The 16,489-nt window shown below is 33.6% G+C and carries 14 protein-coding genes; 12 read left to right on the plus strand and 2 right to left on the minus strand.

Going from position 1 to position 16,489, the window contains the following annotated elements; all coding sequences use genetic code 11:
• Nucleotides 1-7: 7 nt before the first annotated feature.
• Complete coding sequence (locus ABYK18_RS07120; RefSeq protein ID WP_373035964.1) at nucleotides 8-1,870, minus strand: diguanylate cyclase domain-containing protein; 1,863 nt, start codon at nucleotides 1,868-1,870, stop codon at nucleotides 8-10.
• Nucleotides 1,871-2,067: 197 nt separating this feature from the next.
• On the opposite strand from ABYK18_RS07120, the gene ABYK18_RS07125 reads away from it, so the two are divergent.
• Nucleotides 2,068-2,658, plus strand: coding sequence for a class II aldolase and adducin N-terminal domain-containing protein (locus tag ABYK18_RS07125; RefSeq protein WP_373035965.1), 591 nt, complete (start codon nucleotides 2,068-2,070; stop codon nucleotides 2,656-2,658).
• A gap of 22 nt (nucleotides 2,659-2,680) precedes the next feature.
• Entirely contained in the window at nucleotides 2,681-3,010 is a 330-nt protein-coding gene (locus ABYK18_RS07130; protein WP_373035966.1) for a thioredoxin family protein, read from the plus strand.
• On the opposite strand, the gene ABYK18_RS07135 is transcribed toward ABYK18_RS07130, so the two are convergent.
• Nucleotides 3,005-4,303 (minus strand): adenosylmethionine--8-amino-7-oxononanoate transaminase, encoded by a 1,299-nt coding sequence (locus tag ABYK18_RS07135; protein WP_373035967.1) that lies wholly within the window; start codon nucleotides 4,301-4,303, stop codon nucleotides 3,005-3,007. The two genes, ABYK18_RS07130 and ABYK18_RS07135, sit on opposite strands and share 6 nt — an antisense overlap.
• 194 nt (nucleotides 4,304-4,497) lie before the next feature.
• On the opposite strand from ABYK18_RS07135, the gene ABYK18_RS07140 reads away from it, so the two are divergent.
• The 10 genes from ABYK18_RS07140 to ABYK18_RS07185 all read left to right on the plus strand — a co-directional run bounded on the left by ABYK18_RS07140 (nucleotide 4,498) and on the right by ABYK18_RS07185 (nucleotide 16,483).
• Entirely contained in the window at nucleotides 4,498-5,964 is a 1,467-nt protein-coding gene (locus ABYK18_RS07140; RefSeq protein ID WP_373035968.1) for a SurA N-terminal domain-containing protein, read from the plus strand.
• A gap of 1 nt (nucleotide 5,965) precedes the next feature.
• Nucleotides 5,966-7,321 carry a cell division protein FtsA gene (ftsA, locus tag ABYK18_RS07145; protein ID WP_373035969.1) on the plus strand — a complete coding sequence of 452 codons (1,356 nt, stop codon included), beginning with the start codon at nucleotides 5,966-5,968 and terminating at the stop codon, nucleotides 7,319-7,321.
• A gap of 12 nt (nucleotides 7,322-7,333) precedes the next feature.
• The gene (gene ftsZ, locus ABYK18_RS07150; protein WP_373035970.1) at nucleotides 7,334-8,452 is read left to right on the plus strand and encodes a cell division protein FtsZ; all 1,119 of its coding nucleotides are present in this window, start codon (nucleotides 7,334-7,336) and stop codon (nucleotides 8,450-8,452) included.
• An 85-nt stretch (nucleotides 8,453-8,537) separates the two neighbouring features.
• The gene (locus tag ABYK18_RS07155) at nucleotides 8,538-8,975 is read left to right on the plus strand and encodes a hypothetical protein (RefSeq protein ID WP_373035971.1); all 438 of its coding nucleotides are present in this window, start codon (nucleotides 8,538-8,540) and stop codon (nucleotides 8,973-8,975) included.
• An 8-nt stretch (nucleotides 8,976-8,983) separates the two neighbouring features.
• Nucleotides 8,984-9,640 carry a Crp/Fnr family transcriptional regulator gene (locus tag ABYK18_RS07160; protein ID WP_373035972.1) on the plus strand — a complete coding sequence of 219 codons (657 nt, stop codon included), beginning with the start codon at nucleotides 8,984-8,986 and terminating at the stop codon, nucleotides 9,638-9,640.
• On the plus strand, nucleotides 9,633-10,601 hold the full coding sequence (locus ABYK18_RS07165) for a hypothetical protein (RefSeq protein WP_373035973.1): 969 nt from the start codon (nucleotides 9,633-9,635) through the stop codon (nucleotides 10,599-10,601). The genes ABYK18_RS07160 and ABYK18_RS07165 overlap by 8 nt, the downstream gene beginning before the upstream one ends.
• Before the next feature lie 124 nt (nucleotides 10,602-10,725).
• Nucleotides 10,726-13,326, plus strand: a complete 2,601-nt coding sequence (gene nosZ, locus ABYK18_RS07170; RefSeq protein WP_373035974.1) for a Sec-dependent nitrous-oxide reductase — start codon at nucleotides 10,726-10,728, stop codon at nucleotides 13,324-13,326.
• Nucleotides 13,327-13,719: 393 nt separating this feature from the next.
• Entirely contained in the window at nucleotides 13,720-14,502 is a 783-nt protein-coding gene (locus ABYK18_RS07175; protein WP_373035975.1) for a cytochrome C, read from the plus strand.
• Nucleotides 14,503-14,522: 20 nt separating this feature from the next.
• Nucleotides 14,523-15,740 carry a nitrous oxide reductase family maturation protein NosD gene (locus ABYK18_RS07180; protein ID WP_373035976.1) on the plus strand — a complete coding sequence of 406 codons (1,218 nt, stop codon included), beginning with the start codon at nucleotides 14,523-14,525 and terminating at the stop codon, nucleotides 15,738-15,740.
• Between the two features lie 2 nt (nucleotides 15,741-15,742).
• The gene (locus tag ABYK18_RS07185) at nucleotides 15,743-16,483 is read left to right on the plus strand and encodes a 4Fe-4S dicluster domain-containing protein (RefSeq protein ID WP_373035977.1); all 741 of its coding nucleotides are present in this window, start codon (nucleotides 15,743-15,745) and stop codon (nucleotides 16,481-16,483) included.
• Nucleotides 16,484-16,489: the final 6 nt, after the last annotated feature.

A 16,489-nucleotide genomic window follows, 5' to 3' on the forward strand; every position in this document is an offset into this window, starting at 1 on the left:
TATCCCTTTAAAGTATTTGAACTTGATTTCTTCCGTTATCTTTTGCTTTGTATAAAGCCTTATCTATCCTTTCCAAGGTATCAATCACTTCTTCTCCTTCATTGTACAGTGAAATACCAAAACTTGATGTTACTCTATCTACTTCTTCAAAATGATGTTCTTCAACAAGCTTTCGTATGTGCTCTGTAACTTTACCAAGTGCATTTATATTATTGATATTCATCAAAATTATAAACTCTTCTCCACCCCACCTGATAAGATAATCACTCTCACGTATTGAGTTTTTGATGATTTTTGTAAAATCTTTTAAAACAATATCTCCGCAATTGTGTCCGTAAGTATCATTGACAAGTTTAAAATTATCAATGTCACAAAGAACAAATCCCACTCTTCTAGGAAGTGCATTTTTGATAATTAATTCAACATTATTTTCAAAAAACTCTCTGTTTAGAGCACCTGTTAATTTATCGTGAGTTACTTTTTTCTTCAAGTTAGAATGTTCAATCATTGTGTTGCTGATATCTGTAAAAGATATAATAAAACTTCCCTCTTCAAACGGACTGACAGAGATGCTAAAGGTGTGTAACATCAAATTACAATCAAGCATTGCGACAATGCGCTTTTCTTCTGATAAAAATTTAACTGTATCAATCCAGTTTTTATCCTCAGCAACTTTATCCAAATGAAAAAAATTATCATCTTTGACAAATCTGTCACATATACATTTATGATGATTTGCAAAATCATCAATATCTTTAAATCCAAAGAAATCAAACATTGCCTGATTCGCCATAACAATAGACCTGCCGTTGGTAAGAACAATAATATTCTTTTGAAGATCAAAAAGCTTTTGAAGCTTAGTATTAAAAATAGCCAGGTCATTTTTTTTCTTCTCAAGTCTGGAAGTCAACCTATGTATATTTTTTTCTTTACTTTTAATTAGAATATATCCACCGCCAATCAATATGGCGGCTATTACCAAAATAATTAAACTCAATATTTTTATAGAACCATACATAATGCGATGTTCTAAAGAAACATCACTTAAAAAAATAAAATAACCGTGTTCTTTGCCAGATACATCTGAAAGAATATTTTTAGAAATGAAATATTCATTGCCATCGTGATGTATGTCTTCATTTAAAATATCGCCATTTAAAATAGACTCTATTTCAAGTGGAACTTTTGATGTGTTATATACAATATAATGATTGCTTGTCTGAACTTTTGATAAAAGTGATTTTTTCAGCTCTTGGGAACACTCTTTGTATATATCTTTTTTTACAGCTATGTAGATATCCGTATTTAAAGAGAGTGATAGTTGATTAATAATCTTATCTATTTCTTTTCCAAGTTCTATGTAGCCTACTAATTTTCCATCGACAAACCACGGTTTTACTACCCGTAATGTATAGTTTTTCATCGGTCCGAATTCTAAGCCGTAAAAAAGTGAGTTACTCTCTTTTGCTCTTTTAAACGTAACTCTATCTATGATATCTTTATCTATTTGATAATTATGGACTCGAAGAAAAACACTGCCGTCAGTTTTAATAAAATACATATGTGTGAGTTGTACATTTTTGTTCAATCTATCATACAAATCCTTTACAGATTTATTGAGTTTTACTTTATCTCCTTCTAAAAAAAATCCTGAAACATCTTTTTTTTCTTGAATGAAATTTATATATTCACTAATTACGGCAGCTTCTATTGAGACTTTTTCATTTAAGTCTTTTGCAAATTGTTCTGCAATCTTCTCTTTACTTTTATGAATAGAATCTTCTTGTACATATATTATTGTAACCACTGTAAATATGGCCATTATAAGTGTGACAAACATAAGAGGAACAAAAAGATTAAGTCTAAACATTATATTCCACTTCCATTTTTTTCTTTATTATTATATATTTTTACTTATAGTTTCTGAAATGTGATAGTAACATATAAAAATTTATAATAAAAATTAACATATGTAACAAATCACAAAAAATAAAACTCATTTATGCTAAGAAATTAAAAGATAATTTATGATAAACTACCCAAAATCATAAAGGCAGATGTGACAAGATGAATAGACAACACTTAAAAAATCAACTATCGACTTTGGCATTATCTATGTTTAGAAAAGATTTTTTTGGCATCTATCACGGTTCTTTATCTGCAAAAACTGAATCAAATCGCTTTATTATAAACACAAAAGAAGCTGTCTTTGATGCATTAGACAATGATTCTCTTATTGAATTGTATTTTAAAAAAGATTACAGATGGAACCAAGCGAGCATAGATTCAAATATCCATTTTAGCATCTATTCTCAAATCTCAGATGCTAAATTTGTATCATTCAGCATGCCTCCTTTTACAACAGCCTACTCATTAGAACACAACATGATTACTCCAAAAGATTATTTTGGTTTTAAAGAGCTTGGTTCTATTGATATAATCGATCCAAAACAGTTTGAAGATTGGTATGACAGAGCACAAAGCGAAATTGCCTACTACTTTCAAACACAAAAAACAAACATAATGGTTATACGGGGCTATGGCGTTTACACATTTAACAGAGATATACATGAAATGGCAAAAAAATTAGCAATTCTGGAAAAAAGTTGCAGGCTTCTGATGCTTGACGGCTCTCAAAGAGATTTTAATTTTGACTAAAAAAATAAAAGGAAATATATAAATGGCACAATTCAATGTAGATGAAGAAAGTTTTCAAGTTGTAATGGATGGAGAGCTCGGTAAGGGCAAAATTGTTATAGTAAAGTTTGGTTCAGAGTTTTGTGAAGCTTGTTCCGCATTAGAAATGGAACTAGACCAGCTTGAAGACATAAATAATAATGTATCAATATTGCTAGTCGATTGTGATGAATCTCCAGAGATTGCAGAAGCTTATGACGTCTATCAACTTCCTACCATGATTATATTTGAAAACAAAGACAATATTCTCTACGAAGCAGAAGGTGTTGTTTTATCTGAAGATATCCAAAAAATCATAGAATCTAAACTATAATCCGTTTATAGCTTCATAGGCTATATCCATCATCTTGTCAATCTCTTTGTTCGTTATAATATATGGAGGCATAAAATAAACCACATGTCCAAGAGGTCTAAGTAAAACACCATTTTTAAGTCCGTGAGCGTAAACTTTTAAACCTATCCTCTCTTCCGTTTTATATCCTTTTAACTCAACCACACATATCATCCCTGTTTGCCTGACAGACGCTACATTTTCAAGTTCTTTAAACTTTTCAAGTTTATTTCCCATATACTTTGAAATAGCTCTGTTTTTCTCAATAATATCATCATTTTCAAATATATCGAGCGTCGCGTTTGCAGCGGCACAGGCAAGTGCGTTTCCTGTGTATGAGTGAGAGTGTAAAAATGCTTTATATTCACCGTAGTCACAATAAAACTTTGCATATATCTCATTTGTCGTAAGCACTACAGAAAGAGGAAGATAGCCTCCTGTCAAGCCCTTTGATAAAACTATGAAATCAGGCGTGATATTTGCTTTTTGACACGCAAACAACTCTCCCGTTCTACCAAAACCGACCATTACCTCATCAGCTATGAGATGTACATCATACTCATCACAAATGGCGCGCACAAGAACTAAGAATTCAGGATGATACATATGCATATAACCGGCACCTTGAACTAATGGCTCCAGAATAATTGCACTTATATCATCTGCTCTATTTTTACACAACTCTTCAAACTTGCCTGCTGCTATCTGTGCGGATTCTATACTCATATCACTAGGAACCGGAGTCTGTATCGTTTTAAGCAAAAGTGGCTCATATGTTTGTTTGTAAAGCTCTACGTCACCAACACTAAGTGCTCCGATGGTTTCACCATGGTATGAATTTGTTAGTGATACAAAGATGTTTTTACCGACTTTTCCATCATTTTTGTGTGCATGATAACTCATCTTTAGAGCAACTTCCACAGCACTTGAACCATTGTCTGAATAGAAACATTTCTCTAAGCCCTCCGGTGTTAGTTTTACCAAACGTTCAGACAGCCTAACCACAGGCTCATGTGTAAAACCGGCTAAAATAACATGTTCTAAAGTATCCAACTGTTCTTTCACTTTTTTATTTATATAAGGGTTAGTATGTCCAAAGAGATTAACCCACCAACTACTTACCGCATCTATAAACTTATTGCCTTCAAAGTCTTCAAGATATACACCGTAAGCTTTTTTTATAGGAGTGAGCGGTAAGGTTTCGTGATCTTTCATTTGGGTACACGGATGCCATAAGACATCCAAGTCTCTATTTTTAAGTTCTTCGTTTTTCATACTAACTATCCTCATAATATACTTAATGCAATTCTATATGAAATATATTAAAAAGTCGAGTTTATAATGATATTGTCTAACCATCATAGTAAGTTTATGTAAACTTTAACTAAAATAACAGACTCACATTTATCAAGGTTTAATACGAATTTACATAGAATTACAAAAATATCATACATAAGGTAATAAACTAGATGATTACATGGATGCAAAGACATAAAAAATACCTCATAATTACTATCTGGATTTCAACTATAGCTTTTGTTGGAGCTGGGTTCGTAGGATGGGGGCAATATAGCTATGGTGACAAAGCCGGTGCCGTAGCAAAGGTCGGAAATGTTGAGATCACTATGGGTGAATTACAAAAAACATATTCAAATCTTTATGCTCAGTATAACAAAATGTTTCAAGGAAACTTTGATGAAGAAAAAGCAAAAAGCTTTGGACTACAGTCTCAAGCACTTAAACATCTGACAGATCAGGCGCTTATTATAAATCTTGCACTATCTTATGATTTAGAGATTAACGACGCTGAACTCTTAAATGAGTTAAAAACTCAAGAATATTTTTTTAAAGACGGTGTATTTGACAAAGAGATATACAAACAAGTTTTATCTAGAAACAATATGAGCATAAAAGAGTATGAAGCTGATGTAAAAAAACAGCTTCTTATTCAAAAAACTTTAAAACTGCTTCCTGTAGATGTTAGTAAAAATGAACTAAGCATTGTTGATACAATAATCAACATTGCAGATAAAATAGACTACAAAGTGTTAAGTGACGAGAAAATAAATATTGACACTTCAGATGCTGCTCTTAAGCCTTACTGGGAAAATAGAAAACAAGAGTTTATGAATGAAGTAACATATGAGGTCAAGTACATTAAACAAGCTAGACTATCTAACAAATATGAAGATGCTAAGATTAAAGAACATTACTTAGCTAACAAAACTCACTTTAAAGATGTTGATGGAAAACTTTTACCTTTAGAAGGAGCAAGAGCTTCTGTCATAAATGAATTAGATGCAAAAGCTACTAAAGATTCAGCCCTTAGAACATACATAGCATACAAAAAAGGCAAACTAGCTTCTGATGTAGAAGTATCCAGTGCTATTATCTCAGCTTCAAACAATCCTTACGGTGAAGAAGTTTTACAAAAAATTTCAAAACTCTCTCCTACCTCTCCATACCTAAAACCTGTTTTAGTGAATGATCAATATTTTATATTTGAACTAACTAAAATAAATCCGGCTAGTGCAAAATCTTTTGAAGAAGCAAAAAAAGACGTTTTACCTATGTTTGTAAAAGAGCAAAAAAATGCTAAACTTCTTGAGTTGGCAAAAAAATCGGCAGCAACGTTTAGCGGGACAAAAACAGACTTTATAACAAGTACAGATGCAGATAAACTAACAAAACTCAACGCAGCAGATGCAAATGAATTTCTTGGTGCGCTTTTCTCTTCAAAAGAAAAAAGAGGTTTTATTACATTAAAAAATGGAAATGTTGTTTTATATAACATCTTGGAACAAAAACTGCTTAACAAAACTAACACTAATCCAGACAACCCGATTGTTAGATTAAAAAGTGCTATGTTTAACGAGGGTCTAATCAAAAACCTTCAAAACAAGTACAAAACTGAGATATTCATCAAAGGACTCTAAGTTGAGCAGAACTGTTTTAGCCATAGATATTGGCTCTACAAAGATATGTGCTATCATCGCAGAAATTGCAGATGACAACTCAGTAGCTATAACAGGGGCAGGAATTTCCAAAGCGCAAGGTTTAAAAAAAGGAAGCATAACTAACATAGAGTTAGCTTCCAAGTCTATTAAGACTGCTTTAAATGATGCAAAAAGAGTATCGGGCAGTGATGTAAAGACCGCTATTGTTTCTATTTCCGGTGCCTATACAAAAAGTTTAAATTCAAACGGTATTGTAAATATTCAAAATAAAGAAGTTAGTTTTAAAGAGATAGAACGTGTTATGCACACATCTCTGTATAATGCAAACATTCCAAATGAATACGATATTCTTCATGCACTTCCATTTAATTTTAAAGTTGATGATCAGGATTTCATAGAAGATCCACTTGGTATGAATGCTTCAAGACTTGAAGTAGAAACACACATAATCACTACTCAAAAATCAAACCTTAACAACCTGAAAAAAGCTGTTCGCGGAGCCGGTGTTGAAGTAGAAAACGTAGTATTAAACGGCTATGCTTCTTCTATAGCTACGCTGAATGATGATGAAAAAGAGTTGGGTGTAGCTGTTATAGACATGGGCGGCAACACTAGCAATATTATTATTCATTCAGGCAACTCAATCAGATACAACGACTTTTTAGGTGTTGGTTCAAATCATGTAACAAGTGACCTCTCAATGGCTCTTCATACACCGTTAAATATAGCCGACAGTGTAAAACTCAGCTACGGCTCACTTTTAACGCCAAGCAATGAGCTTATAGAACTTCCTATAATCGGTGATGAAAATACTACTCATGAAGTATCTCTTGAAGTTGTTCATAATGTTATTTTTGCAAGAGTTGAAGAGACTTTGATGATTTTAGCCCAGTTTATTGAGAACAGCGGACTTAAAGACCAATTGGGTGCGGGAATAGTTCTAACAGGCGGTTTTTCAAAGATGGAAGGAATCAGAGACTTAGCAGTAGCTACTTTTGGTTCTGTACCTGTGCGTCTTGCTCGTCCGATAGAGATGGACGGTCTGTTTGACAACCTCAGAAGTGCTGAATATTCAAGTGCCATAGGTTTAGTCATGTATAGTGCTAATTCATTTACTCCTTATGAAATAGATGTAAATAAAAGAGTTAGACACGCTAACGAGACTCCAGTATCTCACAGCAATGTTGATTTCTCAGATGAGCCTGAAATACCTATCGCTCCATCTATTGAAGAGAAAATAGAAACAATGGTTACTCTACCATCGAAAAAAGAGAAGAAGAGTGACGAAGCCGGAGCTTTTAACAAGTTTTGGAACTGGGCTACCCAGCTATTTTAAAGGAGTGAGATTATGGAACCATTTTTAATTGAAGAAGCAAGCAACCTGAGCGGAGCAAGAATTATAGCAGTCGGTGTTGGCGGCGGCGGCGGTAATATGATCGGTCACATGATCAAAGAAGGTGTCAGCGGCATCGAAATGATTATGGTCAATACAGATGCGCAGGTTCTTAAAGAAGCGGAAAATGCTTCTAAAATCCAAATCGGCACTAAACTTACAAAAGGTCTCGGTGCAGGAATGAAACCTGCGATAGGTAAAGATTCGGCACTAGAGAACTATGATGAAATCAGAAGTGCTTTAGAAGGTGCAGACATAGTATTTATCTCCGCAGGTCTCGGTGGCGGTACGGGAACAGGTGCTGCTCCGGTTGTTGCTCAAATAGCAAAAGAAGTTGGTGCTTTAACAATTTCAATAGTTACAAAACCTTTTTCTTTTGAAGGAAAGAAACGTCTCAAACTTGCAGAAACAGGGCTTGAAGAGTTAAAAAAAGAGAGTGATTCTATTGTCGTGATTCCTAATGACAAACTTCTTTCTATTATAGACAGAAGACTCGGTTTAAAAGATAGCTTTAAAATAGTAGACAGCGTATTAGCTCAAGCAGTTAGCGGAACCTCAGGTGTTATACTCTCAAGCGGAGAAAATGACATAAACCTTGACTTTGCCGACTTACAGACTGTTATGAGTCATAAAGGCATGGCACTTATGGGTGTAGGTGAATATGAAGGTGAGAATGCTGCTTATGAAGCCATTAAAGCTGCTATTGAATCTCCACTGCTTGACAATATGACAATTAACGGTGCAATGGGTGTTTTAGTGCACTTTAAAATGCACCCTGACTTTCCACTAATGGAAGTATCAGATGCCATGAATGTTGTACATGAGAGTGCGCATGAAGATGCAGAAGTAATCTTTGGTACTTCTACAGATGACAGTATAGAGCCAAACTATATCAAAATCACTATTGTTGCAACAGGTTTTGAAAGAGATATAAGTAATAAAACAAACAATGAAGACTTTGTAAACGACACTCCCGCTCCAAAAGCAATTCTTCGTCCAAAGCTCGTGGTTGGCGGTGATTTTGACGATAACTATTTAGATATTCCCTCTTATATGAGGCAACAACAAGACTAAGAATCTAATTATTAGGTTCTTACTCTTATAATAAATATTATTTTTACTTTATATTGTGTATAATACTTCAAAAAAAAGAGTTTACATGAATAAAATAATTACTATCTCACTCGCTCTGTGCTTTTCTTTACTTGCTTCTGATACACCTACAAGAACAGGTACGTTTCCTGATAAAGAGATGAAAGCACAAAATAAAAAAATAGCCAAACTTGTTGCAAAAGAGATTTCAAGCACTCTTCCACAAGTAATAGACAAATATACAACTTTAGCTTCTGTAAAGAATGCAGACACAACTCTTGTTTATACGTTTGAGATAAACACAGGTGTAAAAAGTGATGAAGCTGTCCAAAAAGAAGACAGAACAAGAATGAAACAGGCTGTAACTGAAGGTGTCTGCCAATCATCAAGAAAATTTTTAGAAGCTGGAATAAATACTTCATATGTATATGTAAGCGCAAAAACAAAAACTCGTCTATTTCAGTTTGATATTGCACAGAAAGATTGTTCAACGAGTCTTAATTAGGTCTAGCTTTGTCCATCAAAAGCATAATAGAGTCTTTAAGTTTTTTTTCCGCTTTAAGCACTCAAGAAGTTGAGCTCTTAGCCTCAATTTCTGCCATTCATTCGTACAGCAGTGATTACGTGCTTTATTACGAGAAAGATGAAAGTAATAATCTTTTATTTTTAATTGATGGATTGGCTAAAACATATAAGATAGATAAACATTCAAATGAAATATTTCTATACTATATATATAAAGAGTCTCTAATATCAGAGATTACAGATATAAATGATGAGACATTAACATCATTTTCAAATGTTGCACTTGTTGAAGACTCGCAGATTTTAAGCATTGATTATCAACAGTTTAAAAAACATTTTTTAGAAAAAAACCTGCTTTGTTTGGAACTTGTCAATGAGATTAGTTCAAGGTCTCAAAAAATTGAATCTCTCATAAATAGAGAATTTATTTTTGACTCTGTAGAGAAAGTAGCAATGATGCTAGACGCTGATCTGGATATGTTTAACAAACTAAAACGACACGATATTTCACTTATTTTACATATTCAACCTGCAACTCTATCCCGCGTACTAAATAGGTTAAAGCGAAACAAAATTATTGATATAATGCAAGGTAAAGTTACAATATTAGATACAATAGCATTAAGGGAGATAGGAAATGACTAAGATAAAAGTAGCCGGGCTACTGATTTTTATACTCTCCATTGCCTTAGCATCTCTATCAAGCTATATATCAAATGAGAACAGAATAAACAATAATATTTTAGATACTATCAATGCACAAAAAGGTTTTACACAGGAGATATCTAAAAATATTTTCTACATCTACAGAAATAACAACGCTTCCTCGCAACAGTTAGATGACTCTATTCGAAAATTTATAAATAATCTAAACAATAAAGATGAGATATTAAAAAACATAAACTCTGAATCTATTAAAAAAGAGAGTGACGAGATTGTCATTTTATGGAATCAATTCTACCTATATGTACAAAACTTCAGAGACCAAAGAAAAACAGTCTCAGCATATTCAAGTATTCTTTTAGAACAAGTCGTAAATGATATTTACAACACAAATATCAAATTAGTCGTAGAGTTCAATAAGCTTATAAAGATGCATAACCAGTATTTTGAAAAAACTTTAAACAGCTACAAAAACTTGCAATACACACTATTTTTAATTTTAGCACTACTGCTTATATATTTATTCTCACAGATAAAAAATGTAATCTCCTTTATGCAAAAATTTATACAAACTTCAAAAGATATTATTACCAACTCAAGCATTAAAGGCTTACAGCCTATCAGTGTTCACAACAACAGCAGTGAACTCTTAGAAGCAAGTAATAATTTCAATTTTCTCGTAGACAAGATTAACAATTCAATAAGAAACTCCAGTCAATCTATAGAACATTCTTTTATATCACTGCAATATTTAGAAAGCGATATTGAGAATCTGCTAGAATTACTCTGCGTAATGGATGACAGTGAAAGTATTGACAAAGAGTTAACTAAAAAAGAAGATACTTTGATCCAATCTTTAGAAGAGTTAACATCATCTACTATAAAACTGGAAAATCTAAAATCTGATTTAGATAATCTTGTTTCCGCTTACAAACTTAAATAAACTTAAATTTTAAAATTAATCTTATAATTTGACCTTAGTCAAATTATTGACCTCCAAAATGTACTAATATTTTGAATCATTTGGATATATTTTATATATTCAAAGGAATATTAAGGAGAAGAAAATGACTAAGCATTTCAACAAGCTTACTTCACTTATTTTAGGTACAACACTAGCTGCAACAGTTGCAACAGCTGCTTCAGGTGGTGAACTACAAAAAGTAATGAAGGCAAGAGGCTTAACAGAGATCGATGTAATTCGTGCTGCGAAGACTTACAACCCTACTGGTGGTAGGGATGAGTTTATCGTATTTAGTTCTGGTGGTCAATCTGGACAAGTAATTGTTTACGGTGTGCCATCTATGAGAATCTTAAAATATATCGCTGTATTTACACCTGAGCCATGGCAAGGTTATGGTTACGATGTTGACAGTCTTAAAATTTTAAGACAAGGTAACATTCGTGGTCGTGAAATCAATTGGGGTGATACTCACCACCCTGCTATTTCTGAAAAAGACGGTAAATATGACGGTAGATGGTTAGCAATTAATGATAAAGCTAATCCACGTATCGCTATTATCGATTTACATGACTTTGAGACAAAACAAATTGTTTCTAACAAAGTATTCAAATCGGCTCACGGTGGTGCATTCTTTACACCAAACTCTGAGTATATCCTTGATGCTGCACAATATGCAGCTCCATTTGATAACAACTATCACTCAATCGAAGAGTATAAGGAAACTTATAGAGGTGGTGTTACATTATGGAAATTCAACCATAAAACAGGTAGGATTGAAGAAGATAAATCTTTCACTGTAGAAATGCCTCCATATATGCAAGATTTATCTGATGCAGGTAAAGGTGCAAGTTACGGTTGGGGTTTCACAAACTCATTTAATACAGAGATGTATACAGGTGGTATCGAAGTTGGTATGCCGCCAAATGAAGCTGGTATGTCAAGAAACGACACTGACTTTTTACACGTATATAACTGGGAAAAATTAGCTAAATTGGCTAAAGACAAGAAAAATGTAAAAATTGTAAATAACCATAGAATTATTCCTATGGATATTGCTGTTAAAAATGAAGCATTATTTTTAATTCCTGAGCCAAAATCACCTCACGGTGTTGACGTTTCTCCTGATGGTGAATACATCACTGTTTGTGGTAAGCTAGATACTCATGCCTCTGTTTATAAATGGAGCAAGATTAAAAAACTTATTAAAAGCAAAAAATACGCTGGTAAAGATCCATACGGTATTCCTATCTTAGATATGAAGTCATCTTTACACGGTCAAATCGAGCTAGGTCTTGGGCCATTACATAATCAGTATTCTCCTATAGACGGCGAAATATATACTTCACTTTATGTTGATTCTCAAGTTGTTAAATGGAACTACAAAACTCTTAAAGTTTTAGATAAAGAGAATGTTCACTATAACATTGGTCACCTTTGTGGAATGGAAGGTAAAACTGCAGATCCTCAAGGTAAATACATCATTGCTCTTAACAAACTTGCAATCGATAGATTCCAAAATGTTGGTCCTCTTCACCCACAAAATCACCAGTTGATTGATATCAGTGGTAAAACGATGGACTTACTAGTTGACATGCCTTTACCTCTTGGTGAGCCTCACCAAGCTGTAGCTATCAGAGCTGAGAAACTGCACCCACACGTAAGATACAAAATGGGTACTAATGCTAAAACTGGTAAACAACATGTTGGTAAAACTTTAGCTGGTCAAGAAAGAATCGAGAGAAAAGGTAATAAAGTTACTGTTTACGCTACGCTTGTAAGATCTCACATCAACCCTGAGAGAATTACAGTAAACAAAGGTGACGAAGTTACTATTTACATGACAAACCTAGAGAGAGCTCAAGATGAGACTCACGGTTTTACTGTAGATAACTTTGACGTTCACGCTTCATTAGAGCCAGGTGAAACTACAGAGATAAAATTCATTGCTGATATTGAGGGTGTTTTCCCTTACTACTGTACAGAGTTTTGTTCTGCACTACACTTAGAGATGATGGGTTACCTTATGGTTAAAGATCCGAACAAAAAATATGTTTCGGCTCAAAAACTAAAAATGAAAGGTATGTCTAAAGATCAAATGATTGCTGAATACAAAAAAACTGTTGCTGTAAATGATGCTACAGACGCTGTAATTCAATCAGTTGTTGCATTCTTAAAAGAGAACAAATTCGGAGATCATAAAGTTGTTGCTGATCTTGTAACTGATGCATTCGACCAATATGGTCAAATTCCTGCTCAGAAAAAGAAAGCTGATGAAGCCTTCAAAAAAGGTGATATTGAAAAAGCTATCCTTTTTGAGAACATGATTTGGCAGCTAATGGTTAAAACTGCAGACGTTGGTATTAGAGCGAAAGACACTCTAGTAAGACTAATCGCTACTAAACAATCTACTTCAGCTCAAAGAGGTGAAAAAACGTTTGGTGAAGGTGGTTGTTCTGGATGTCACGTTATCGGTAAAGTATCTTCGGGTCCAGACCTTACAGGTGCACTACAAAGACATGAAAATGGTGAGAAATGGGTTAGTAACTTCATTTTAGATCCAGAAGCAATGTACGAAGACCCATATGTTAAAAGCATGATTGATTACTTCAATCTTAAAATGCCTAACCAACATATGAGTAAAGAAGAAGTTAAAGACATTGTTGAATACCTTAAATGGGTAGACGAGAATGCAAACTTATTCTAGAAATAAGATTTAGCTTTATACAAGAGAGGGTTTTCCCCTCACTTGTACATACTTTTTCCTATAAAATAACAGAAAAAATACCACTTTTTAAGTGAATTTTGTCACTTTTTTCACATAAATGCCTATATCATTTTTTTTATTAAATCTCCTTGACTTACATCAATTATTCCATTATAATTTCCCACTTTTTATTATAGTTTTTAAATATAATAAAGTTTATTATTTATTATATTACTCAAAATTGATACAAATCTAGTTTTGTAACTAATCTTTTTGATATAATCTATTAATATAATAACTATAATAATTAGAGATTTGTTTACATCAAATATTATTTTCACAATAATTGGAGATTTAAATAAATTTAGGATTATTTTTAATAAGGAAACACACATGCATCCAAGTATAAAAAAAGCAAGAATCTTTGCTCTTTTAGCTTTACTTATCTTAACTTTCTCGTTCACCTTTCCAATGATAGCGTTTAACGGTGTACTTACTCAGATCGATCATCAAGAAGGTGATCAAGTATCTTCGTTTAGCGCAAAAGTATGGAACTTTTACAACAAAGGTAGGTATAAGAGTATATCTACTCCTAAAGAGGCTCACAATAACTTAGAACAGATGATTGAGTCTGCATCTGAGATTGGCGTGGCTTCATTGCCGATTTGGGCTGTTTCACTTGAAGCACCAAACTACCCAAAAGAAGCTTTTCCAGAAGGTATACCCGTATTTTTTCACTTTGATGGATTTAGTGGAGAGATTCATGAAATGAATACAATCAACCATTACGTAGGAATGGATCCTATGTGGATTGGCGGAGTATTTGAGAGAGAAATCGGCATCTATGCGTTATTGTTACTATCTCTTGGTATAATTTATTTCATAGCTTATAACAATAAGTTATTAAACTATGTAATGCTTGTCCCTGCCTCTCTACCTATACTGTTCATTGCTGATTATTCGTATTGGCTATATTGGTTTGGACATAATCTACATGATTGGGGAGCATTCAAAATAAAACCTTTCATGCCGACGGTTTTTGGGGATGGTAAAATAGCTCAGTTTATTACACACTCATATCCGACAATTGGTTTTTATATGATTATATTGATTGGTTTACTTAGTCTACTTGCATTTTTTGCAAAACAAAAAGCATTTAAAGAGATGCAGTTATAAGTTAAAAATTAAGGCTTTTTATGTTTAGAATCTTTTTCGCATTTGCAATTGTTTTATATGTCCAACTTAGCGCAAATATATTGCAAGATGCAATAGACAATGCTCCAGAAGGTTCTATATTAAAATTACCTGCCGGAATTTATAAAGGCAACATCAATATTACAAAGCCAATTACTATAATTGGTAAAGAAGACGGCGTAATTATTGATGGAGAAGGCTCAGGAACTGTTATACATGTTAAAAGTTCTTATGTAACTCTTAAAAACCTGAAAATTACAGGAAGCGGAGATAGACACGATAAAATAGATTCGGCTATTACCGTAGTTGAGAGTAAAAATTGTGAAATCAGTAACTGTATTATTGAGGATTCTTTATTTGGTATAGATTTACAGATGGTAAGCAATTCTATAATATCCGGAAATAAAATTACTTCAAAAGATTTAGACCTGGGTATGCGAGGTGATGGACTTAGACTTTGGTATTCAAACGACAACATTGTAAAGAAAAATTCTCTTATCAAATCTCGAGATATGGTTATATGGTATTCTCATGGAAATGAGATAGTCGAAAACTATGCAAAACATTGCAGATACTCTTTGCATCTTATGTATGCCGGTAAAAATATCATTAAAGATAATATGTATGAGTTTAACAGTGTCGGTATATTTTTTATGTACTCCAAAGATACAATAGCATCCGGAAACGTTGTAAAAAGTTCTCTTGGTGCCACGGGTATGGGTATTGGACTAAAAGATGTTTCAAACTTTACTTTAAAAGACAATACTATAATTTATTGCGCACAAGGCATCTATATAGACAGATCCCCTTTTGAACCAGATACACATAACTGGTTAATAGGAAACAAAGTACTTTATAATTCAGAGGCTCTTCACTTCCATTCATTAAGTGAAAACAATATTATTAAAGACAATACGATAATGGGAAATATAGAAGATATAGTAAATGACAGCAGAGGTGCGAAAACTAATCAAAATGAGATAGTTGGAAACTTTTGGGATAACTATACCGGATTTGATAGAGATGGTGACAATATCGGTGATACTCCTCATAGAGTTTATCAATACGCAGATCAACTTTGGGTATACAATCCTGATGTAAAGTTTTTCTATGGTTCGCCTGTAATTTCATTGTTAAACTTTTTAGCTAAACTGGCTCCATTTACAAAACCGTTATTTTTACTAGAAGATGAAAAACCTAAAGTTAGGATTAAAGGATAATTATGGCAACTGTACAAACAGATAGAAGAGAGTTTGTAAAATACTCTACACTTGGGATACTAGGTCTTGCCCTTGGTGGTGGAATAGTATTTAGCCCATACACGCTTAGAGCAGAAAATAGACTAAGACCTCCCGGGGCTGTTGATGAGAAAAAATTTCTTGCTCTATGTATTAAATGCGGTCAATGTCTTCAAGTATGTCCGTATCACTCAATAAAACTCTCGGATATGGCTAAAGGTCATGGTCTTGGAACTCCATACATAGATGCAGACGAGCGTGCTTGTTATGCATGTAAGGCTGTTCCTTGTGTCTTGGCATGTCCAAGCGGCGCTCTAGATCATCATTGTGAAAAGCCCGAAGATATTCATATGGGGATCGCTGTGTTGGAATTTCCAGACACTTGTCTGGCTATCAGTAAAACTGTTGTCCCTAAGGGCTACAACGATCATATGCTGGCATATAATGATTCTGTTACAAACATTACCCAGCTTGAAATTGACCTTGCCGAGAAATTCTCAAAGTTTGAAGGTGAGCAATGTACCCTCTGTGCAGATATGTGTCCAATTCCAAATCCAATCAGTGCAATTGCAATGATTCCTGATAGTAAGGGTGGTAAACGTCCCGAAATCTACGATGGTTGTATTGGATGTGGGGCATGTCAAGAAGTCTGTCCAACTACTGTAGCGTCTATAGTAGTCAAACCGAGAGTTACCTATGAAGAATATTACGCAAGTAAAAACTAGGAGAAA

It is taken from the genome of Sulfurimonas sp., assembly GCF_041563495.1.
GTDB lineage: Bacteria > Campylobacterota > Campylobacteria > Campylobacterales > Sulfurimonadaceae > Sulfurimonas.

Coding starts and splice junctions, on each gene's coding strand:
- ABYK18_RS07155 (WP_373035971.1), top strand. CDS start 8,538: ATGAATAAAATAATTACTATCTCACTCGCTCTGTGCTTTTCTTTACTT.
- ABYK18_RS07165 (WP_373035973.1), top strand. CDS start 9,633: ATGACTAAGATAAAAGTAGCCGGGCTACTGATTTTTATACTCTCCATT.
- ABYK18_RS07120 (WP_373035964.1), bottom strand. CDS start 1,870: ATGTTTAGACTTAATCTTTTTGTTCCTCTTATGTTTGTCACACTTATA.
- ABYK18_RS07175 (WP_373035975.1), top strand. CDS start 13,720: ATGCATCCAAGTATAAAAAAAGCAAGAATCTTTGCTCTTTTAGCTTTA.
- ABYK18_RS07130 (WP_373035966.1), top strand. CDS start 2,681: ATGGCACAATTCAATGTAGATGAAGAAAGTTTTCAAGTTGTAATGGAT.
- ABYK18_RS07185 (WP_373035977.1), top strand. CDS start 15,743: ATGGCAACTGTACAAACAGATAGAAGAGAGTTTGTAAAATACTCTACA.
- nosZ (WP_373035974.1), top strand. CDS start 10,726: ATGACTAAGCATTTCAACAAGCTTACTTCACTTATTTTAGGTACAACA.
- ABYK18_RS07180 (WP_373035976.1), top strand. CDS start 14,523: ATGTTTAGAATCTTTTTCGCATTTGCAATTGTTTTATATGTCCAACTT.
- ftsZ (WP_373035970.1), top strand. CDS start 7,334: ATGGAACCATTTTTAATTGAAGAAGCAAGCAACCTGAGCGGAGCAAGA.
- ABYK18_RS07135 (WP_373035967.1), bottom strand. CDS start 4,303: ATGAAAAACGAAGAACTTAAAAATAGAGACTTGGATGTCTTATGGCAT.
- ABYK18_RS07125 (WP_373035965.1), top strand. CDS start 2,068: ATGAATAGACAACACTTAAAAAATCAACTATCGACTTTGGCATTATCT.
- ABYK18_RS07140 (WP_373035968.1), top strand. CDS start 4,498: ATGATTACATGGATGCAAAGACATAAAAAATACCTCATAATTACTATC.